The 20,995-nt window shown below is 70.3% G+C and carries 19 protein-coding genes; 4 read left to right on the top strand and 15 right to left on the bottom strand.

All coding sequences use genetic code 11. The features are described 5' to 3' along the window. Positions 1 to 9: 9 nt before the first annotated feature. From AC2D10_RS11130 to AC2D10_RS11105, 6 genes are all read right to left on the bottom strand, one after another. Positions 10 to 2,748: a penicillin acylase family protein gene (locus tag AC2D10_RS11130; RefSeq protein WP_484707739.1), complete on the bottom strand. Its 2,739-nt coding sequence runs from the start codon at positions 2,746 to 2,748 to the stop codon at positions 10 to 12. 114 nt (positions 2,749 to 2,862) lie between these two features. After that, entirely contained in the window at positions 2,863 to 4,740 is a 1,878-nt protein-coding gene (locus AC2D10_RS11125; RefSeq protein ID WP_484707738.1) for a YhgE/Pip family protein, read from the bottom strand. Beyond that, on the bottom strand, positions 4,737 to 5,486 hold the full coding sequence (locus AC2D10_RS11120) for a hypothetical protein (protein ID WP_484707737.1): 750 nt from the start codon (positions 5,484 to 5,486) through the stop codon (positions 4,737 to 4,739). Before AC2D10_RS11120 ends, AC2D10_RS11125 begins: the two co-directional genes overlap by 4 nt. Then, positions 5,483 to 6,127: a TetR/AcrR family transcriptional regulator gene (locus AC2D10_RS11115; RefSeq protein WP_484707736.1), complete on the bottom strand. Its 645-nt coding sequence runs from the start codon at positions 6,125 to 6,127 to the stop codon at positions 5,483 to 5,485. Before AC2D10_RS11115 ends, AC2D10_RS11120 begins: the two co-directional genes overlap by 4 nt. A gap of 241 nt (positions 6,128 to 6,368) precedes the next feature. After that, a complete protein-coding gene (argG, locus tag AC2D10_RS11110) occupies positions 6,369 to 7,802 on the bottom strand; it encodes an argininosuccinate synthase (protein WP_484707735.1) in 1,434 nt (477 codons plus the stop codon). 66 nt (positions 7,803 to 7,868) lie between these two features. Further along, a complete protein-coding gene (locus AC2D10_RS11105; protein ID WP_484707734.1) occupies positions 7,869 to 8,126 on the bottom strand; it encodes a hypothetical protein in 258 nt (85 codons plus the stop codon). A 341-nt stretch (positions 8,127 to 8,467) separates the two neighbouring features. Here AC2D10_RS11105 and AC2D10_RS11100 point away from each other — a divergent pair, with 341 nt between their 5' ends. The 3 genes from AC2D10_RS11100 (at position 8,468) to AC2D10_RS11090 (ending at position 11,487) form a co-directional block, all read left to right on the top strand. Continuing rightward, entirely contained in the window at positions 8,468 to 9,175 is a 708-nt protein-coding gene (locus AC2D10_RS11100; protein WP_484707733.1) for a ZIP family metal transporter, read from the top strand. Between the two features lie 288 nt (positions 9,176 to 9,463). Next, positions 9,464 to 10,432: an alpha/beta hydrolase gene (locus tag AC2D10_RS11095; protein WP_484707732.1), complete on the top strand. Its 969-nt coding sequence runs from the start codon at positions 9,464 to 9,466 to the stop codon at positions 10,430 to 10,432. 62 nt (positions 10,433 to 10,494) lie between these two features. Then, positions 10,495 to 11,487 carry a hypothetical protein gene (locus AC2D10_RS11090; RefSeq protein WP_484707731.1) on the top strand — a complete coding sequence of 331 codons (993 nt, stop codon included), beginning with the start codon at positions 10,495 to 10,497 and terminating at the stop codon, positions 11,485 to 11,487. A 242-nt stretch (positions 11,488 to 11,729) separates the two neighbouring features. Here the strand turns inward: AC2D10_RS11090 and AC2D10_RS11085 are convergent, their stop codons facing one another. The 8 genes from AC2D10_RS11085 to AC2D10_RS11050 all read right to left on the bottom strand — a co-directional run bounded on the left by AC2D10_RS11085 (position 11,730) and on the right by AC2D10_RS11050 (position 18,850). Further along, positions 11,730 to 12,830 carry a DUF4064 domain-containing protein gene (locus AC2D10_RS11085; protein WP_484707730.1) on the bottom strand — a complete coding sequence of 367 codons (1,101 nt, stop codon included), beginning with the start codon at positions 12,828 to 12,830 and terminating at the stop codon, positions 11,730 to 11,732. Next, positions 12,830 to 13,582: a hypothetical protein gene (locus AC2D10_RS11080; RefSeq protein WP_484707729.1), complete on the bottom strand. Its 753-nt coding sequence runs from the start codon at positions 13,580 to 13,582 to the stop codon at positions 12,830 to 12,832. Before AC2D10_RS11080 ends, AC2D10_RS11085 begins: the two co-directional genes overlap by 1 nt. Continuing rightward, positions 13,579 to 14,616, bottom strand: a complete 1,038-nt coding sequence (locus tag AC2D10_RS11075) for a vWA domain-containing protein (RefSeq protein WP_484707728.1) — start codon at positions 14,614 to 14,616, stop codon at positions 13,579 to 13,581. The genes AC2D10_RS11080 and AC2D10_RS11075 overlap by 4 nt, the downstream gene beginning before the upstream one ends. After that, positions 14,613 to 15,599, bottom strand: a complete 987-nt coding sequence (locus AC2D10_RS11070) for a vWA domain-containing protein (protein ID WP_484707727.1) — start codon at positions 15,597 to 15,599, stop codon at positions 14,613 to 14,615. Before AC2D10_RS11070 ends, AC2D10_RS11075 begins: the two co-directional genes overlap by 4 nt. Further along, on the bottom strand, positions 15,590 to 16,078 hold the full coding sequence (locus tag AC2D10_RS11065; protein ID WP_484707726.1) for a hypothetical protein: 489 nt from the start codon (positions 16,076 to 16,078) through the stop codon (positions 15,590 to 15,592). Before AC2D10_RS11065 ends, AC2D10_RS11070 begins: the two co-directional genes overlap by 10 nt. Continuing rightward, positions 16,065 to 16,952: a DUF58 domain-containing protein gene (locus tag AC2D10_RS11060; RefSeq protein ID WP_484707725.1), complete on the bottom strand. Its 888-nt coding sequence runs from the start codon at positions 16,950 to 16,952 to the stop codon at positions 16,065 to 16,067. The genes AC2D10_RS11065 and AC2D10_RS11060 overlap by 14 nt, the downstream gene beginning before the upstream one ends. A 7-nt stretch (positions 16,953 to 16,959) precedes the next feature. Further along, positions 16,960 to 17,925: an AAA family ATPase gene (locus AC2D10_RS11055; RefSeq protein ID WP_484711846.1), complete on the bottom strand. Its 966-nt coding sequence runs from the start codon at positions 17,923 to 17,925 to the stop codon at positions 16,960 to 16,962. Positions 17,926 to 18,157: 232 nt separating this feature from the next. Continuing rightward, entirely contained in the window at positions 18,158 to 18,850 is a 693-nt protein-coding gene (locus AC2D10_RS11050) for a Pr6Pr family membrane protein (RefSeq protein ID WP_484707724.1), read from the bottom strand. Positions 18,851 to 19,030: 180 nt separating this feature from the next. Here AC2D10_RS11050 and AC2D10_RS11045 point away from each other — a divergent pair, with 180 nt between their 5' ends. Next, positions 19,031 to 19,699 (top strand): GntR family transcriptional regulator, encoded by a 669-nt coding sequence (locus AC2D10_RS11045; RefSeq protein ID WP_484707723.1) that lies wholly within the window; start codon positions 19,031 to 19,033, stop codon positions 19,697 to 19,699. Positions 19,700 to 19,755: 56 nt separating this feature from the next. Here AC2D10_RS11045 and AC2D10_RS11040 read toward each other — a convergent pair whose 3' ends face one another. Beyond that, a complete protein-coding gene (locus AC2D10_RS11040; RefSeq protein WP_484707722.1) occupies positions 19,756 to 20,688 on the bottom strand; it encodes a DMT family transporter in 933 nt (310 codons plus the stop codon). Positions 20,689 to 20,995 lie beyond the last annotated feature (307 nt).

The raw sequence follows: 20,995 nt of genomic DNA, 5'->3' as shown, positions 1-20,995 counted from the left end.
AGCGCTGCCTCAGCTGGCCGGGGTCAGCGTGAGGGTGTCGACAGTCGCGGCATCCACGGCCTTCCTCGAGAACGCCCAGGGCTGCTGGATGCCGTCGGCCCAGTCCTGTGTCTGATCGACGTAGTTCGCGTGGAACGCGTGCCCGGACGCGCCGGTGAGGTGGTTCCACGTCGAGGCATCGAGGTCGGCGAGGTCGACGACCATGCGCATCGAGGGGACAGTCGTGGTCGCGTATCCGTCGCCGATCTCCCAGCCGGTCGCGTTCACCACCGAGGCACCGCCGCTCACCGGGTAGGGGCCGCGGTTGAACAGCGCCTCGACGGGCGCGATGCCCGAGGAGCCGAGCGTGGAACTCGTCAGCGTGATCGCGTGCAGCTCGCCCCAGTTCCAGTACGTGGGGTCGGTCCCCTGCAGGGCCGACAGCTCGTCGTACGCCTCTTCGGCCGACAGCGCCAGCATCTCGTCGCGGTCTGCGACGTCGATCTGCTCGTTCGTCCACAGCGGGTCGGCGGGGTCGTCGAGCATCGCGGTGACCACGGCGAACAGTCGGCCGTGGCCGTCGACCGGCAGCGGCTGCGCGCGTTCGACGAAGATGTTCTGCACCAGGTTCGACCACAGCACGTTCGCGTAGGCCGCGGGGCCGGAGGCTGCGGTGTTCTGCGCATCCCAGGAACGCAGCAGCTCGACCGCCGCTTTCGGGCCGGCGCCCGCCACGTCGACGTCATCGAGCGCGGTGGCGAGCCGTGTGCCGATCCACATCTCGCTGTCCATCTGGATGTCGCGCATGTCCTGCGCCGTGAGCGGTGCGACCGCCGCACGCCGTTCGATGAGGTGCACGATGCGCGCGGCGCGGTAGCCGTAGTCCCAGTCGCGGGAGAGGAAGTAGCCGTAGTCGTCGGTGACGATCGCGTTGTTCGCCGTGACGATGTAGCCCGAGCTCGGGTTGTACGACGTCGGCAGCTCCTCGAACGGGATGAAGCCGGTCCAGTCGTAGCGGCTGTCCCATCCGGGCTGCGGCATCCAGCCATCCCCGGCGCCGCGGATCGGGAGGCGTCCGGGCGCCTGGTAGCCGATGTTGCCCGCGGTGTCCGCGTAGACCAGGTTCTGCGCCGGCACGTCGAACTGAGCGGCGGCGGCGCGGAACTCGTCGAAGTCCTGCGCGGTCGACAGGGCGAACACGGCCGTGGCCGCGGTGCCCGGATCGAGCGCGGTCCAGCGCAGGCTGACCGCGTACTCTGGGTCTGCTTCGGTGCCGGGCGTCGCGGGTCCGGGGTCCTGGTCGCCCGTGGGACCCGAGTTGCCGACCGCCAGACCCGGCAACGGGTCGTCGGCGATGCCGGTGAAGTCAGAAGTCAGGCCCGAGATGATCGGCCCGTGCGCGGTGGAGCGGATGGTGAGCTCGATGTCGTCGCCACCCGCGACCTCTATCGTCTCGGTGCTCTCGGTGAGAGGCACCAGTGCGCCGTCACGCCAGTACTGGTCGCCCTCGATCTTCTCGATGTAGAGGTCGGTGACATCGGTCGTCAGATTCGTGAAGCCCCACGCCACGGTCTGGTTGTGGCCGATCACGACGCCGGGGAGACCCGAGAACGAGAATCCGCTGACGTCGAACGGGCACGACTCGTCGACCGTCGAGCACTTCAGCTGCACCTGGTACCAGACCGAGGGGAGCGAAGAGCCGAGGTGCGGGTCGTTGGCGAGCAGCGGCATGCCGCTCTCGGTGAGGGATCCGGAGACGACCCACGAGTTCGAGCCGATGCCCTCGCCCATGTCGCCGATCATCAGGCTCGCGGCCTCGACCACGCTCGCGGTCTGCTGCCAGTCGACGGTCGTGCGCGCCTGCTGCACCTCGGCGTCGGGTGTGCCGGGATCGTTCGTGCCGGGGGCGAAGGCCGCGTCGGCGTCGGTGCCGGTGTCAGTGCCGGTGTCGGTGCCGGTGTCGGTGCCGGCCGGGGGTGCGGTCGAGACCTTCGGCACGATCACCGGGTTCTCCGCGAAGGGATAGGCGGGGTACAGCTTCTCGAGCATCTGCTGGGTCGGCACGGCGGTGGGGTCGGCCCCGGCATCCGCTCCTGCGTCGAGCTCGGCGGCGAGCAGCGCGCGCTCGGTCTCGTCGACGACGTTGCCGCGCAGATCCCAGGCCATCGCCTTCAGCCACGCGACCGAATCGGCGGGCTCCCACGGCTCCGGGGAGTAGTCGGGATTCTGCATGCCGATCACGGCATACTCGAGCGAGAGCTCCGCGCCCGACCGCGAGGCGAGGTAGGCGTTCACGCCGTCGGCATACGCCTGGTAGTACCCCAGCGTCGTGTCATCCATGGCGGCGACCTCGGCTTCGGCCACCTTGCGCCAGCCGAGCGTGCGCAGGAACGCATCGGTCCCCGCCTGCGACGCGCCGAACATCTCGGCCACCCGACCCGCGGTCACATGGCGGCGGAAGTCCATCTCGAAGAACCGATCCTGCGCGTGCACGAAGCCCTCGGCGAAGAACAGGTCGTCGGTCGTGTCGGCCGTGATCGTGGGGATGCCCTGGTCATCGCGCTGCACCGTGACCTCGGCCGAGAGTCCATCGACCTCGAGAGTGCCGGACGTCTGCGGGAAGGAGCGCTGGATGGTCCAGGTCACGAAGAACGCGGCGGCGACCGCCACCACCACGATGCCGGCCACCACCAGGAATGCGATGCGACCGATCCGCACACCCAGGGGAGGGCGCGCGGGGACGGCGATCGTCTGCGAATCGGTCATCATCGTCGAGAACACCTTCGGGTAGCACGGTGAGACTCAGTCCCACCGAGTCCCGGAGCGCGTTTCGGGTACGCGCTCTCGCATCCTATACACACGAATGCGACTCGTGCGCGCGGATCAGCCGATCAGGCTCGGCTGCAGATCGCGCAACGTGCGGCGGTGCGTCATGCGCGTGACCCCGAGCATCGCGAAGAGCAGCGCCCCCACGAGCCACATGCCGAGCACCGCGAGATCCCAGGCCGCGCGCGCCGGATCGCCGCCGTACATCAGCTGACGCATGGCATCGACGACGTACCCGAGCGGCAGCACATGATGCAGAGCGGCCAGGGGCGTGGGCAGCGTCTGCCACGGGAAGGTGCCGCCCGCGGTGACGAGTTGCAGCACCATCAGCACGAGTCCGAGGAACTGCCCGACGGATCCGAGCCAGACGTTCAGCGCGAGGATGATCGCCGCGAACGTCGCCGACGCGAACACCATCACCCCGAGCGTGCCCAGCGGGTGGTTGAACGTGAACCCGAGGGTGATCGCCAGGATGCCCATCAACCCCACCATCTGCACCGCGCCGAGCATCGCCGGCGTGAACCAGCCCGCGAGCGTGATGCGCACCGGAGAATGCAGCGCGGTGATCGCCCGCCGTGAGATCGGCTTGACGATCAGGAAGAGGGCGTAGATGCCGATCCATGCCGACAGCGCCGCAAAGAACGGCGCGAGCCCGGCGCCGTAGTCCTCGGCGGACGCCACCTTGTCGCTCGACACCTTCACCGGGTCGGCGATGGTGTCGGCCTGGAGCGTGCGCAATTCGGGGGTGGATGCCGGGATCTGCTCGACCCCGGCGGCGAGCCCGTCACGCAGCTCGGCGGTGCCCGACGCCAGGGTCTGCAGGCCGTCACGCAGCTGTGCAGCGCCGTCGTTCGCGGCTGCCGCCCCGGTGGCGGCCGCGTCAGCGCCGGACGCGAGCGTGCCGGCGCCGGACGCGAGATCGGAAGCACCCGAGGCGAGGGTCGCGGCTCCGGTCGCCAGCTGATCGACCTTGCCGACCGCCGCTTGAACCCGGCTGTTGCCCTCTTCGAGTCGAGCGCCCACCGGGTCGAGGCGGGCGAGCACCTGGTCGATCTCGTCGCCGGTCAGCCCGCGGTCGGCGAGCACGTCGGCGATGTCGGTGCGCACCTGCGGCAGAACATCGGCCGCATGCTGCACGGCGGCACCGGCTCGATCGGCGGTGTCGGCGAGCTGCCGATTGCCGTCGCTCACCTGCTGCGCACCCGACGCGAGCTGCTGTGCACCGGTGGCTAGCTGCTGTGCCCCGGCTGACAGCTGGGCAGTGCCGTCGGCGAGCTCGGCCGTGCCGTCGGCGAGAGTCGTGCTGCCCGATGCCGCAGCGTCGGCGCCGTCGGTGAGCTGAGTGGCGCCGTCCGTGGCCGAGACCAGGCTGTCGCGCACATCGCTGAGTCCGGTGAGAAGTCGTTCGGCGGCCTCGCTGCCGACCATCTCGGCGACGGAGCTGCGGATCTTCTCGACCGCCTGAGTGCCCATCGACGACGCGAGGTAGTTGTTCGCGTCGTTCGTCTCGAGCTCGATGCGTGCCTGATGCGGCGCATCGCCGGCGGCAGACGTCAGCGCGGCCGAGAAGTCCGACGGGATCGTCACGGTGAAGTCGACGTCGCCGTGGCGGAGGGCCGCGGCCGCGCCCTCGGCGCTCATGCGCTGCCAGTCGAAGGCGTTGCCCTCGATCAGGTTGTCAGCGACGTCTTGGCCGTAGTTCACGGTCTCGCCCGTAGGGGCGGCGTTGCCGGTGGTCGGTGTGGGGGCGCCGTCGTCTCCGACCACGAGCGCGACCGGGACGTCGGGGAACTTCGCATACGGATCCTGGTTCGCCCACAGGTACAGGCCGCCGTAGAGGATCGGCACGCACACCAGCGCGATCAGCGCGATCACTCCCATACGGCTGGCGGTGAGTCGTCGCAGCTCGGCGGCGATCATCGAGGGGACCTTCATCGTGCGGCTCCGTCTTCGGGCGTGGAGGGTGTTTCGTTGGGTTCAGGCTCGGGCTCGGGCTCGGGCTCGGGCTCGGGCTCGGGCTCGGGCTCTGGAGCCTGGCGCAGGGAGGGGAAGTCCGGGATGGGACCGGATGCGTTGATCGCTTCGAGTTCCTGCATCCGTTCGAGGGCGACGGCTGCGGATCCGCCGACGATCACGAGCATCGCGTAGCCACGGTCGGCGAACTCCGACGCGATGCGCCACCAGCCGTCGGGGCTTCCGCCGTGCCGGTCGGGAGAGACGAGGACGATGCCGTCGACTCCCTCGCGCAGCACCGCGAGCTCGCACAGGATCCGCACCCGTGCCGCCGGATCGACCGCGCCGATGGGCACCTGTCGCAGCTCCTCGTAGCCGAGCTGCGCCAGCCAGCGTCGAGCGTGCAGGGGTGTCGCACCCACGCCCGCGAACATCAGCTCTTCGCCGACGACTCCCGCGAGAGTGATGTCGGCGTGCGGATCGCTCGCGTCCGGCGCGTCGACGAGGGCCACACGCCGGCGGATGTCCTTCGCGTTCGCGGCTCCGTCGATCGTCACGTGGCCGGTGTCGGGGCGCATGCGTCCGCTCGCGATCAGACCCAGCACGGTCGGCCGCTGCTCGGTCTCGGCGAGGGCGAAGCGCACGGCGCCGGTGTGGAACTCGAGACTCGTCGTCGGCAGAGCCTGCCCGCCGCGGCCCTTGCTCACCGCGTGCAGCGTGATCCTCATGCGGTGGCCTCGGGGGTTTCGGGTGTCTCTGAGGTTTCGGCGAGGATCGCGGGGTTCGACGTCAGCAGCTCGTCGGCCTCGCGCCACGACAGCCCGGCGATCGACAGCACCGCGCGCACGGCGACTCCGGATGCGGCGTCGGCTGCGGCATCCGTCCGCGACACCACGATGCGGGCCATCTCCTCGATCAGGCGTGCGAGCGTGGGGGCGTCGATGTCGCCGCGGAAGGAGCCGTCGGCCTGGCCGCGCCGCGTGAGATCCACGACCGCGCGACGGAGCGGGGCGAGCGCCTGCGCGGTGTGCTCGACATGCGCCTCATCGAGGGCGAGGGCCGCGGTGACCTGCACGTGCGCGGCCTCGTGCCACAGCCGTGCGGCCAGGCGTGCGAGTGCGAGGCGGGCGTCGGCATCGGCGACTGAGGCGGCGATCGCGTTGAAGCGCTGTGCGCCGTGGTCGATGAGTTCGCGGATGAGCGCCTCGCGGTCGTCGAAGTGCCCGTAAAGCGTGCGGCGCGAGAGTCCGGCGCTGCGGGCGATGGCGTCGATCGAGGCGCGCGGGTCGAGCGCGAGGGCGGAGCGCGCGGCGGCGAGGATGCCGAGTCGGTTCTCGACGGCGTCGCGACGGGGAGCACGGGAGGTCATGCCTCCATCGTACGTATTGTGCACACTGTTGTGCAAGATAACTCGGAGTACTCACAGGGTGCGCCCGGTGCTGCGTTCACAACTCAGCAAAGAACGTGCGTTCTCGTCGCGGTAGAGCCGGATGCGACGCATCTCGGCGCAGATCTGCTGAATTGTGAACGGCGCACGGACGGCACGAGCACGACGAAGGGGGCGGATGCCGCAGCATCCGCCCCCTTCGGGTGTCTGTGTCGCCGGAGTGTCAGTCCGTGCCGGAGTCGAACGCCGCACCCTCGGATGCGGTGTCGACGGCATCGGCGAGCCGCTCGTCGACCGACTCCACCGAACCGGTGATCTCGCCCGACTCGCCCGCGGTGACGCGGCCGACGAGGTCGCCGGTCGCTCCGCCGATTAGGCCGAGCCCGGCGTACTGCTCGAGGCGCGAGCGGGAGTCGGCGATGTCGAGGTTGCGCATGGTGAGTTGGCCGATGCGGTCGACGGGGCCGAACGCGGCGTCGCCGACGCGCTCCATCGACAGCTTCTCGGGGCCGTACGACAGGTTCGGCGACACGGTGTCGAGGATCGTCCAGTCGTCGCCGCGGCGCAGGCGGATCGTGACCGAGCCCGAGATCGTCAGGCCGACCCAGCGCTGGATCGACTCGCGCAGCATGAGCGACTGCGGCTCGAGCCAGCGGCCCTCGTACATCAGGCGACCCAGGCGCCGACCCTGCTCGTGGTACGTCGCGAGGGTGTCCTCGTTCAGGATGCCGTTGACCAGACGCTCGTACGCGATGAACAGCAGCGCCATGGCCGGTGCCTCGTAGATGCCGCGCGACTTGGCCTCGATGATGCGGTTCTCGATCTGGTCGCTCATGCCGAGTCCGTGGCGTCCGCCGATCGTGTTCGCCTCCATGACGAGGGCGACCGGGTCGGAGTAGGAGGTGCCGTTGATGGCGACCGGGCGGCCGGCTTCGAACGTGACCGTGACGTCTTCGGTCTCGATCTCGATCGAGGGGTCCCAGAACTTGACGCCCATGATCGGGTCGACGGTCTCGAGCGACACGTCGAGGTGCTCGAGCGTCTTGGCCTCGTGGGTCGCGCCCCAGATGTTCGCGTCGGTCGAGTACGCCTTCTCGGCGGAGTCGCGGTACGGGAAGTCGCGGGCGACGAGCCAGTCGCTCATCTCCTTGCGGCCGCCGAGCTCGGTGACGAAGTCGGCGTCGAGCCACGGCTTGTAGATGCGCAGGCGCGGGTTGGCGAGCAGACCGTAGCGGTAGAAGCGCTCGATGTCGTTGCCCTTGTAGGTGGAGCCGTCGCCCCAGATGTCGACGCCGTCCTCCTTCATCGCCCGCACCAGCAGCGTGCCGGTGACCGCGCGACCGAGCGGAGTCGTGTTGAAGTACGTCTTGCCGCCCGAGCGGATGTGGAAGGCGCCGCACGAGAGGGCGACCAGACCCTCCTCGACGAGCGCGGTCTTGCAGTCGACCAGGCGCGAGGCTTCGGCGCCGTACTCGAGGGCGCGGCCCGGGATCGACGCGATGTCGTCTTCGTCGTACTGCCCGAGGTCGCCCGTGTACGTGAAGGGCACGGCGCCCTTCTCGCGCATCCAGGCGACGGCGACGGAGGTGTCGAGTCCTCCGGAGAAGGCGATGCCGACGCGCTCGCCGACGGGCAGGGACTGGAGGACCTTGGACATGCTTCCCAGTCTATCGGCGGGCGGCGTGTCGCCCCGTGCCGCATGACGGCGCGGAGAGCGGCAGCGTCAGACCGCTGAACCGTACTTGCGGAACGCGTTCTGTTTGGAGGTTCGCAGTGCCAGGCCGATCATCGTCCAGGAGTCTCCGGCCTGCCGGGCCGCAGCGATGGCCAGTGTCAGGCGCGCTTCCGCGGCGCCGCGAGCTGCCCGAGCATCCGCGATCTCGCGCAGACGGGACGCGTCTCGCATCGACTCGGGGCGGATGCTGGCGATGAAGGCGTCGATGTCGTGGTCGTGTTCGTCGCGGACACTCGTCTCGGACAATGCGGTCTCCTCAGAGGTACTTGTATCGACCGGGCCGCAGTCGATCGGCATGGATGATGAGGGCGGGGTCGGGCGCCGGCACGAGAACGAGTTCGAGCAACTGACCGGTGCGATCGGCGCCGATCACGAGAATCAGCGTAATGTTCTGGGTCGGGCATCGTCAATGAAACGTTTACGGGAGTGGCGGGTCATCCGACGATGAAACAGCCTCGGGGACACGGGACGGACGATGCGTGCTCGTCCACTCCGGCGATCGGGGATGATCTCGTAAAGTCGAGCACTGTGCAGGCCGCTTCTGCGCTGCTCGCCCGACGTGGCAGAGTGTGCGCGGGAGGTCGACGATGGGCGATGCAGTGCTGTGGGGTGCGGTGGCCGCCGCGCCGCTGTTCGTCGGTGCGGTGCTCGCGCTGCTGCGCACTTGGCCGCCGCGGTGGCTCGGGATCGTGCTGGGCTTCGGCGCCGGCGCACTGATGGCGTCGATCGCGTTCGAACTGTGGGAGGAGGGGCTGGCGCTCGCGGGCCCGATCCCGCTCGTGGCAGGAGTCGCGGCGGGTGCGCTCAGCTACTACCTCGCCGCCCGCATCCTCGACGCCCGCGCGGCCCGGAAGAAGGGCCAGGCGGGCGGAGGACAGCTCGCCGTCGGCGCTCTGCTCGACGGCATCCCTGAGCAACTCGTGCTCGGCATCGGCCTGGCGTCGGGCGAACCGGTGAGCGTGGCCCTCGTGGTCGCGATCGTCGTGTCGAACCTGCCGGAATCGATCGGATCGGCCGCCGACCTGCTCGAGGGCGGCATGGCGAAGTCGCGCGTGCTGCTGCTCTGGGCCGGGGTCGCCGTCGTCTGCACGGTCGCCACCGTGGCGGGCTTCGCGCTCGCGAGCGTCACGGGCGACGACTTCCGTGCCGCGGCCGGCGGGTTCGCGGCGGGAGCGCTGCTGGTGATGCTGGTCGACTCGATGGTTCCCGAGGCGCAGTCGAAGGCGAAGGAGGCGACGGGGCTCGCGACCGTGCTCGGGTTCGCGCTCGCCGCGGGGCTGGCGCTCGCGTCCTGAGCGTCGCCGGGCGCGTCGCGGGTGGTCCGCGGCTGGTTAGCGGGTGGTTCCGGTCGCAGTTGCTGCCGCCGGATGCCGCCGCCGACGGCGCCAACTGCGACCGGAACCCGGCGAGGCCACGCCAACTGCGACCGGAACCCGGCGAGGCCCGGCGGGGCCACCCGCCACCCGCCACCCGGCGGCCCCACGGCTGCGGAACCGCCCCGAATGGCGGGTTACCCTCGATCGACGCGTGCAGGATGCTGGCGGGACGCCGCCGCACCGACGGCCGAGAACAAGGGAGTTCTGATGACCACGACGACCGCACGCCCCCCGTTCGATCCGGAATTGGAGGCCGCGCTGGCCCTGATCGGGGATCAGATGCCGCCCACGCTCACGGCGGAGATGATCCCGCTGATGCGTCAGGCACCGCTCGGCGGCGAGGAGGAGATCTTCGGCGTGCTGGCCGAGCGCGGCTTCTCGCGTCGTGACGTGACGATCGCCGGACACGGCGGAGACGAGATCACGGTCTCCGTGGTCGAGAAGGAGGGCCGCACCGGCACCGGCCCCGGCTTCTTCCACACGCACGGCGGCGGCATGATCCTCGGCAACCGCTGGATCGGCGTGGTCGGCTTCCTCGACTGGGCAGAGCGCTACAACGGCGTGATCGTGACCGTGGAGTATCGGCTCGCGCCCGAGTTCCCCGATCCGTATCCCGTCGAGGACTGCTACGCGGGGCTGCTCTGGACCGCCGAGCACGCCGACGAGCTCGGCATCGACCCGAATCGGCTCTTGATCGGGGGCGCCAGCGCCGGCGGAGGACTCGCGGCCGGGACCGCACTCCTCGCCCGCGACCGCCGCGGCCCGGAGCTGATCGGTCAGCTGCTGATCTACCCCATGCTCGACGACCGCGACGAGACGGTGTCCACCCACCAGATCGACGGCGTCGGCGTGTGGGACCGCGGCTCCAACATGACCGGATGGTCGGCGCTCCTCGGTGACCGTCGGGGCTCCGACGACGTGTCGATCTACGCAGCCCCCGCCCGGGCGACCGACCTCTCGGGTCTTCCGCCGGCGTTCATCGACTGCGGCAGCGCCGAGGTCTTCCGCGACGAGGACGTCGCCTACGCCACGGCGCTGTGGGCGGCGGGGGTGCAGGCGGAACTGCACGTCTGGGCCGGCGGGTTCCACGGCTTCGATTCGTTCGCGCCGCACTCCGCGGTCGCCCAGGCGATGCTCGCCGCCCGCGACAACTGGGTGAACCGCCTGTTCGCGTGACTCCCTCCCCAGGGGGTCGGACGCGACCCTCTAGGGTGGGAATCCCGCGCGATGGAGCCCACATGCAAGATCTGCTGGGGCGGCTCACCGCCCTCGACCCCGATGCGAGCGAGACGCTCAAAGTCGTCTCCTACTTCGACACGCTCGTCACGCGCTCGGTGGGCGTCGAGAGCATGCTGCGCGGAGCCGCGGTGCTCAGCGGCGCGACCGTCGGGCATCGTGACGCCCGCCAGATCGTGCGAGTGCGCGCCGACGGGGTGCGCATCGAGCCCCTCGATCCGGGGGACGCCTGGACGCTGCGCGACAGTGGACCGGATGCTGTCGCCTGGATCGAGCGCGACGGCGCCCCGCACACCAACGACGCGATGATCCTGGAGCGTCTGACGCTCGCGCTGGGCATCATCCGCGCGCGGCATTCGGGCGGAGCGGAGAGCGCGGTCGAACTCGGCATCAGTGCGTTCGCGAGCGCGGGGGAACGGGCAGCCGCGGTGTCACGGCTCCGCCTCGGCTCCGGGCGGCTGCGGGTGATCGCCTCGCCGCCCGACCCGGCGCCGGCGCAGCATCCGTCCGCCGTGGTCGCGACCCGGCACGGACTCACCCGGGCGACGATCGTCACGGCGGATGCTGCGGCTGAGGCCGCGTGGACCGACGCACCGGGCGTGCGGCTCGGTGTCGGCACGGCCGTTGCGGCTGAGGAACTGCCCGCCTCGTGGGCGGCGGCGCTGATCGCCGTGCGGCTGAGCACGCCGGAGGAGCCCATCGTCGCAGCAAGTGACCTCGGTGCGTTCCTGCTGATCGCCGAGGCTGCGGACTCGGGGCCGATGCATCCGGATGCGGCCGCGCTCGCGATGCTCGACGCGCGCAGCCGCGAACTGCTCGACGCGGTCGTCGACGAGCAGAGCGTGCGCGGCGCCGCCGTGCGCCTCGGCCGACACCACTCGAGCGTGCAGGACCGGCTGACCGCACTGATCGACCAGCTCGGATACGACCCGCGCACCCCGCGGGGTCAGGCGCGGTTCGTCATCGCGCGGATGCTGCTGCGCCTCGCCGCCTGAGGGTTGCGCGCCGGGTCTCCGGCGCCTCATGCCCGGCGCCTCATGCCCGGCGCCTTCCGGTCGCAGTTGCTGCCGCCGGATGCCGCCGCCGACGGCGTCAACTGCGACCGGAACGCCGGCGGGCGGCACGAACTGCGACCGGAGCACCGCCGACTGGCGACCGCAAGCCCGGCGGGCGGCACGAACTGCGACCGGAGCACCGCCGCGCCCGCGGGAGTCGTGGCGTGGAACGCCGCCGCGGCTCAGAACCCCGGGTACTCCGTCAGCTTCTGCTCGAACTCGGCGCGGTCGGCGTCGCTGAGCACGGCGCTCGCGATGACCTGCAGCTGCAGCCCCTCGAGCGGCTCGCCCGTGCGCGCGCTCTGCGCCTCGCGCGTGACTCGGAAGTCACCCGTAGCGTCGTTCGACAGGTCGTACACGTTGGCGTAGAAGCGCAGCGGGTCGGGGTAGTTCTCGCTGTAGTACTCCCACGTGTGCTGCGTGCGGGGGTCATCGGTGCCGTACAGCTTCGCGATCATGGTTGGGTCGATGCCCGACATCCCGGGCTCGTTGAAGCTGTACAGATCCCACAGGCCCTGATCGACGACGACCTCGTCGATCACCTGCATCACCTCCAGCTTGCGCGAGTAGTCCTGGATCGGCTCGTTCGTCGCCCAGCCCACCGAGCCGTACTCGTACAGCATCGACTCTCCGCCGTAGCCGTTGCGCTCCGGGCGCAGGTCTTCTTCGCCGACCTGCGTCCAGGTGTAGCCGAACTCGTCGGTGAGCCGTGCCCGCACCTCGGCGAACAGGCCGTCGGCGTCGGAGCGCACCTGCTCGAGCGACTGCTGCGCCAGTACGTCCTGCGGGTTGGTCCCCTTGATGCCGGGGTACGCCTCGGCGTGCTTCTGCTCGTCGGTCTTGGCGCCGTCGTAGTTGCCCGAGGCCGACGTCTGCAGCGCGCTCATGCCGCCGACGGTCGCCACGTTGAACAGGATCGTCACGACGAGCGCGACCGCGCCCAGACGGCGTCCACGCGGAGAGATGAGGGCCGCGATCACGACTCCCACCACGATCAGCTGCAGCGCGATCATCGTCACGCCGTAGAGCAGGTCGGTGGCGCCGGCGAGCAGCGTGCCGAACAGGATCAGCACGAACAGGATGCCGGCGACCAGCGCGATCCACCCGAGCGCGTTCGCCGTGGTCTTCTCATCGTCGCCCGCGGTCGGGGCGACAGGGACCGGCGGCACCCATGAGTCGGGACCCTGCGCTCGCCGTGCACCGCGGTAGCCCCCGGGCGGCGGAACGGGTGGCGCACCCTCGGTCCCCGCGATGTACCGTGCGCGCTGCTTCTCGTGATCCATCACCATGGCTTGTCCGTTCCGGAGCCGCCGGGGTCGTCGCCGTCCTGCTGCTGATCGCGCTCCTGCGTGCCCTGGTCGAGTTTGTCCTGCAACTCCTGCAGCTTGTCGTCAGAGGGCTGCGGCTCCTCTTCGGGCTGCGGCTGCTCCTCGGGCGGCGGCGGGGGCTGCTGCTCCTGCTGCTGCTTCTCGGTGAGGCGCCGCTCGGCGTCGTCGAGGGTGTCTTCCATGTCGCGCTGCGGATCGGGCGACTGCTGCTGCGCCTCGTCGGTGCGGCATTCGTCGGGGGTGTCGAGCGTGATCGTGAGCGCCTCGCCATAGAGGCTCGCCGCCCCCGCGCCGTCCCCGTCGGCGCGGGCGGCATCGCCCATCCGCTCGATCACGAAGGCCAGGTTGATGCGCACGGCGCAGACCTCGAGGCCCTGCGCGAGAGGGAGCGCCTCTTCGAGTTTCGCCCGCGCCTCGGGCAGCCTCTCGGCACCCGCGAGCGCGGTGCCGACGTTGTACGGCGCCTTGGCCGGCTCGAACCAGTTGAGGAACTCCTGGCCGCGGGCGGCCGACTCCGACCCGGCGTACTCGTCGACCACATACGCGGTGATCGACTGGTGCGCGAAGGCATACATGCTGAGCACCTTGCCCACGAGCAGCAGAGCGGCGAGGGTCAGGGGCAGGGTGCCGATCGCGATCCAGCGACGGATGCGGCGGCGCCGACGATTCGCCTCGAGCAGAGCGGCGGCGGGGTTGGGGTCAGTCATCGCGCACCCCCGTCCGTGCGCGGGGCGCGCAGCTGCCGCAGCCGGGCGATCAGCATCGTCGCCCGCGCGAGCTCGACGCCCAGCAGCGCCACGATCAGCAGCGCGGCGATCCAGTACAGCTCGACCACGTTGCCCACCTCGCCGGACTCCGCGTACGTGGTGGTGGTCGACGGCGCGTCAGGCAGCTCGGGCGCGACGTCGGCCGCGCGGTGCTGGTAGTCGACGCCGAGCTGATCGGCGACGGTCTCGAGGTTCGTCTCGTCGATGGTCGACAGCGCGTTCGCTCCCTCGTACTCGATGTACTCGGCGTCGTCACCGCCGACGCCACCCGTCGTGATCCGCATCGGCCCGCCCTCGGCGGTGCCGTAGCCGAACACCGCTCCGCCGTCGGTGTACTCCGCGCTCGCGCTGAACGGCTCCGGCGGCGAGGTCACGGTCTGCTCGCCGTCGCCGAAGTAGAACACCATGCGCGACCGGTCCGGCGAGGCCTCGGCCGCGGCCGACAGCGTCTCGGCGACGAGCGGTGCGGCGATGCCGATCGAGCTGCCGCGGGACTGGCTGGTCACCTCGGGCCGCAGCACGCCGAGCGACCCCACCAGTGCCGTGGTGTCGGTGGTGAGCGGCATCCGCAGCTCTGCTGCCGCGTCGAACGTGACCAGGGCGAAGCGGGCGCCGGGGTACTCCGCGATCAGCGCCTGCACGTCGGCGCGCACGCCGTCGAGACGGGGCTGGTCGCCGTTCCAGTCCTCGGCGACGATGCTCGCGGTGGTGTCGACCACGAGTACGACGTCGGTGTCGGTCGCGAGGGTCTGGGTGGCTCCGCCGGGGATGCCGGGGCGCAGCAGCATCACGAGGCAGGCGAGCACCATGACCAGGCGTATCGCCCAGAGGGCCCGGTGACCGCGGATCCGGCCCAGTGACGCATCGCGGGCGCCGGCGGCGGACGGGCGCACGATCACCCAGACGACCAGGGCGATGACGGGCGCGAACAGCAGCAGGAGCAGCAGCGGATTCAGCACGGGCTGGAGGATCACAGTCGCACCCTCCACAGCACCACGATGAACGCGAGCAGCCCGGCCATCAACACGACGATCCAGAGATCCGGGGTGTCAGCCCACACCACCTGGGCCTCGCCGCGCAGCTCGGTCGCCTCCTGCTCCTGCACCTGCGCCACGATGTCGGCGACGGTCGTGGTGTCGCGCAGCCCGAAGGCCGCACCGCCCGTGGCCTCGGCGGCGGCGGCGAGCTCGGCGCTGACGTCGGCATCCTTCCCCTGCACCGGGTTCAGGGCGAACACCCGCACGTCCTTCGACGCGGCGAACGCAGCGGCCTCCTCGAGCGAGACGATCGAGGCGCCGTTGACCTCGTTGTCGGTGGCGAAGATGACCGACCGCGAGCGCTCGTCGTCGGGGCGATCGAAGCCCAGCGTGCACGCGGCGAGCCCGTCGCCGATCAGCGACGCCCCGTTGCCGTTGAGCGTGCCGACCCAGTGCTCGGGGATCTCCTCGGCGTAGTCGAAGCTCTGCACGATGCGCTCGAGGTGCCCGCGGATGAAGTCGTAGTCGTCGGTCAGCGGGAAGATCTGCACCGGCGAGCTGTTGAAGATCGTCAGCCCGATGCGCTCGCCCTCGAAGCCCTCGAGCAGCTCTTCGAACACCGTGAGAACCTCGACGTCGACCTCGCTCATCGATCCCGACACGTCGAGGCACAGCATGATGTCGCGGCTGGTGTTGACGGGCTGGATGGTCTGCGACGACATCGGTCGAGCGGCCACGACTCCGGCCGCGACGATAGTGACGGCGCCGAGCGCCAGGATGCCGGTCAGCGCGACCACGCGGCGGGTCAGCGCCGCACGGAACGCGGGCAGGGCGCGCAGGCGCTCGGCGCGGGCGATGCGGGCGGCGTCGGCGGTGTCGCTGTGACCGGTGCGGCGCAGGCCGAGGAAGAGACCGAGCGCGATGGCGACGATCGCGACCCCGACCGCGATCAGCAGCACCCAGAGGTTGGCTAGTGCCATGTGCGCACCACCGTCCGTGCAGCTTCGGCGCCGGCGATCGGATCGATCGGCGGGCCCTGGCGGAAGATGCTCGGGTAGTAGTGGCGGCCCATCGCATCGAGCAGGGCGGGGTGCACGCCGCGCGCCCGCAGGTCATCGAGCGCCAGCACCGGGGCTTCGAGCCCGCTGTACTCGTTGACGAAGGTGCGCACCACGCGGCTCAGCTGCAGATTCGCGTCACGGGGCGAGAGGCGTCGCTCGCGGTAGTCCGTCTCGATCTTCTCGATCTCGGCGAAGTACTCCGTGCGCAGCTGCGAGAGCACGTCCTCGGTGCGTAGCGGCGGCTGCGTCACGTCTCCGGTCGTGTCGGCGCGACGGGGTCGGGTGAGGAGCACCACGAGCCACGCGGCGGTGATCAGCAGGAGCAGGATGCCGAGGGCCAGCAGCATCCATCCCCACCCGTACTGCGCGGGCGGGTACAGCTCGTCAGTACCGGGCATTCGACCTCCGGTTCAGCAGCTGCAGCAGCTGCGACACGGCATCGGTCTGACCGTCGAGCACGGCGTGACTGATCTCCATGCGCGTGAGCGTCTCGGCGAGGCGCGCGGCGTCGGCCTGCGTCTGCCGGGTGAGCTCCTGCACGATGCCGAGGTCGCCCTGCACGAAGTCAGGAACCTCCCAGAGGCTGTCGACGTCGCTGCGGGTGCGACCGGTCGGGTGATCGAGCACGGGGTCGGCGTCGCGCACGGTCAGCCACAGCACGTCGTGCTGCACGCGCAGACGGCGGAGCATGCGCTCGGTCTCGTCGGTGATGGGCGCCTCGTCGGTCACGATCGCCACGATCATGCGGCGCGAGATCGTGTGGGTGACGTACGACAGCAGCGCATCGCGGTCGCTCGGGGCGGTGCTGTCGGTGATGGCGCGGTCGATCGTGCGCAGGGCGTGCTCGAGCGCGCCCTCGCTGCGACCGGGGGCCAGGCGGCGCACCCGGTCGGCGTCGCCGTACACGGCCGAGAAGTCATCGCCGTGGCGCAGTGTCAGCACGCCCAGGGCGCCGGTGGCGAGGATCGCGAGGTCCTTCTTCGACTGCTCGTCGGCGGCGAGGGCGGCCATCGACCGGCCGGAGTCCACCACGAACAGGATCGTGTGCATGCGCGTGGCGCGCGAGCGCTTGACCAGCGGCGTGCCCAGTCGCGCCGTGGCACGCCAGTCGATGTCGCGCACCTGATCGCCGTACTCGTACTTGCGCAGGTCCTCGAAGTCGAGGCTGCGCCCGTGCAGCAGCGATGCGTAGGCGCCGTCGAGCGCATGCATCGATTTGCGCGACGAGTGGATGAAGAGCTTGCTCTTCACCTGCGCGATCAGGCTGGCCATGGAGAGGTCAGGGCGTCGGCACGGAGGCGAAGATCTGGTCGATGATCTCCTCGCTGCGGATGCCCTCGGCGTCGGCTTCGAAGGTCAGCAGGACCCGGTGACGGAGGATGAGGTGGCGCAGCTCGCGGATGTCTTCGGGCAGCACGTGCGAGCGTCCCTGGAGCAGGGCGAGCGCACGGGAGGCCTGCAGGAACGCGATGCTCGCACGCGGGCTCGCGCCGTACTTGATGTACCGCGCGCGTTCCTCGCCGATGTAGGGCGCCGGGTTCCTCGTGACGTAGGCGATCGACACGATGTAGTTGCGGATGGCCGGGTCGACGTAGATGCGACTCGCGACATCCTGCAGCATCCGGATGTCGTCGAGCGAGACCGCGCTCGCCACATGCCGGTCGGGATCGAGCACGCCGGAGTCGATGCGGCTGAGGATCTCGAACTCCTCGGCCGGGCTCGGGTACTCGACGATCTCCTTCAGCAGGAAGCGGTCCATCTGCGCCTCGGGCAGCTCGTAGGTGCCCTCCTGCTCGATGGGGTTCTGCGTCGCGATCACGAGGAACGGCTGCGGCAGGTGGTGCACCTCGCCGCCGATCGTGGTCTGGTGCTCCTGCATCGCCTCGAGCATGGCGCTCTGGGTCTTGGCGCTCGAGCGGTTGATCTCGTCGAGCAGCACGAAGTTCGCGTGCACCGGTCCGAGCACCGTGCGGAACGAGCCGGTCGCCGCGTCGTAGATCTGGTTGCCGGTGATGTCGCTGGGTAGCAGGTCGGGCGTGCACTGGATGCGCTTGAACTGCGCCTTCACGGTATCGGCAAGGGTGCTCGCGGCGGTGGTCTTCGCCAGCCCCGGCACGCTCTCGAGCAGAATGTGCCCGCCGGCGATGAGCGACACGAGCAGGCTGGTGCGCAGGCGCTCCTGACCCACCATCTTGGCGGAGTAGGCGTCGGAGACGACGCGCAGCACCTCGCCGGCGCGCGCCATCTCGGCGGCCGTGGGGGCGTCTTGGTTGCGCAGACCCACCGGGGCGTGGGCCTGTGCCGGAGCGGGTGCCTGCGGTGCCTGCGGTGCCGCGGTCTGCGGCGCCGGGGGCGCGGGAGGGGGCGGCGGGGCCGAACCGATCGGCGGGCTCGAGGCGTAGGGCTCGTTCATCTGGGGCTCCCTCGTTCACACGGAGGTGCACATCACGTTCAGCCCCCGCGACCAGAGTAACCGCTCAGCTGACGACGACGCCCCGGCGGCGACCGACCCAGACGACCAGGGCGGCGGTGCCGACGATGATGGCCGCGATGAGGAGCACGTACAGGCTGACCGCGCCGTAGCCGCCGGGCTGGTGCGGGTCGAGGAAGGGATACGGATACCACCAGGCGTTGCCCGACGCCGGCGCGATGACGAGGTTCGCCCGCACGAGCGTGTAGACGACCCACACGATCGGGAAGATCGCGGCGATTCCCACGGCGCTCCAAGTCACCGTGCGCCGCCGCGGGGCGAACAGCACGTCGGCGAGCATGACGATCGGGATCACCACGTGCAGCACCTCGTTCGACCATCCGACCGTGGCGCCCTGGGGCAACGCGATGCCGCGCAGCAGCAGGTTGTACACGACGCCCGTGACGATCATGTAGGTGCTGGCGCAGACGAGCAGCACCGCGAGCCACTGCGGCTCGGGGGTGGCGTCGCTCTTCTGTCGGAGTGCCCAGACGCCGCCGATCGCGAGGGCGACGGCCGCCAGCACGTTCGATTCGATGGTGAAGAAGCTGAAGAAGTTCGCCACGACGGTCGGCAGATGCCCGCCGTACTCGGTGTCAGCCGCGCGGGCGATCTCGAGGGAGCGCGTCAGCTGCGCGATGATCGCGGCGACGGCGAGAGCCGATCCGACGATGCGGATGTAGGGCCACCAGGTTTTCATATCGCCTCCGCCGCCACTGTAGCGGTCGGGGAATTCGTTGCGAGAGGCGTCTTTCGCACGTGTTTGTATATGGGTATACATAGCTGTAACCCGAAAACCGTCGTCACCCGCACTCCCCGTCGCGTCACCCGCGCGCCGGGCGGGCGTCATCCGGGGACTCGGCAGAGGGAAGGCACGATCATGGGCGATTCGACGCTGCGGGAAAGTCTGGGGCCGCTCGGCGACGGCGAGGTGCTGGGTGAGCGCGTCTTCGAGACCATCAGCGATGCGATCGTGGAGGGGCGGCTCGCTCCCGGCCAGCGCATCAGCGACAAGGAGATCGCCGAGGCACTCGAGATCTCTCGCACACCGGTGCGGGAAGCCCTGCGGCATCTCTCCTGGCTCGGACTCGTGGAGGTGTCGCCGAACCGCTTCACCCGCGTGACCGAGGTCACCACGGAGTCGATCGCCCACACGCTCGAGTACACGAACCAGCAGGCGGGCATCGTGCTGCACCTGGCGACGCGACGCATGGACGCCGAGGCGCGGCAGGAGGCGGTCTCACTGCTGGATCGCATGATCGAGGCGTCCGCCGCCGACGACGCTGCCGACCTGATGCTGTCGTCGCGCATGTTCGTGGGCTACCTCACGCAGCAGTCGCGCAACCCGATGCTGGTGGCAGGCATGCGCGCGGTCGACCTGCTCGTGACGCGCAACCTGCGCCGGTCGCGGGTCATGCTGGGCACGCCCGCGTCGCGCGCCGATCACCTCGCGCAGATCCGCGCAGCGATCCTCGCCGGCGACGGGGATGCCGCGGAGCAGTGGTTCCGTCGTCTGCACGGTCAGCCGCTGTCGGTGCTCCCGGGCTGAGTCCCGTCGGCCGGCAATGGTGGGTGGGCGGCGGTCAGCTTCGGCGCTGCCAGCCGTCAGCTTCGCCGCCGCCAGCGCAGTCGGGTGACGAGCACACCCAGCAGGCACAGCGCGCCGCCCAGGAACATCAGCGGCGTGGGCACCTCGCCGAGGATCGCCCACGACATCAGGATCGCGATGGCCGGCACCACGTACGTGGTCGCCGAGGTCTGGCCTGCGGTGCTGCGCTGCAGCACGTACGCCCACGTCGTGAAGGCGATCGCGGTGGGGAAGATGCCGAGGTAGACGACCCACAGCGTGGCGTCGAGCGGCGCGGACTGCAGTGCGCCGATGAGACTGCCGGCCCACGGCAGCAGTGCGACGGTACCCGCGACCGCGCCGAGGAACGTCAGCGTCGTCGCATCGGTCCCGGCGCTGAGCAGCCGTTTCTGTACGAGGGTGCAGCCGGCGTACATCACGGCGGCGAGGAGGGCGAGCAGCAGCCCCGTGATGTCGGGACCCGCGCTCGTCGACGAGTTCATGCCGATGAGCACGACGCCGAGGAAGGCGATCGGGGCGCCGATCACGAGCGGTCGCGGGAACCCCTCGCGCAGGAACAGTCCGCTGAAGATCACGACCATGAGCGGTGCGAGGTTGACCACCATCGCGGCGGTGCCGGCGTCGAGCGTGCGCTCGGCGGCGTTGAGGGCGATGTTGTAGACGCAGAACCAGCCGACGCCCCACACCGCGATGAGCCACCAGTGCCGACGATCGGGAAGACGGATGCCGTGGCGCACCGCGATGATCGCGAGCACCGCGCTGCCGATCGCCATGCGCAGGAGCGCGAGCGAGCCCGGATCGAAGTGCGGACCCGCCCCGCGGATGCCGATGAACGCGGACGCCCAGAGCACGACCGTCACGAGGGCGGCGATCAGGACGAGCGGTCCCTGCGCTTTCAGGGCGACGCTCGGCGTGCGAACGCCGGGGCCTCCGGATACTGCTTCTGGCATGCCCCGATCCTCGCACCGGCCTCCGACATCCGTCGACGGCGCGAAGCGCCAGCATCCGTCGCTTTTCCGTCACATCGCGGGCCGGGCCGGTGCGGCATCCGGCTCCGCTTCCGGTCGCAGTTCGCGCCGCCTCGCCTCGTGCGACGCGGCTCCGGTCGCAGTTCGCGCCGCCCGCGCCGCCCGCAGCAGGCAGGAACTGCGACCGGAAGCAGCCCGCAGGCGCCGCAGAGGCCTCCCGATAGGATGGGACCGCCCGTTCGGGCCAGCTCATCCGGCCGGTGGAATCCCGGTCAGCAGCCAGGGGGAT

The organism is Microbacterium sp. PI-SA-G (genome assembly GCF_057215335.1).
This window is presented reverse-complemented; position numbering and strand designations above follow the sequence as displayed.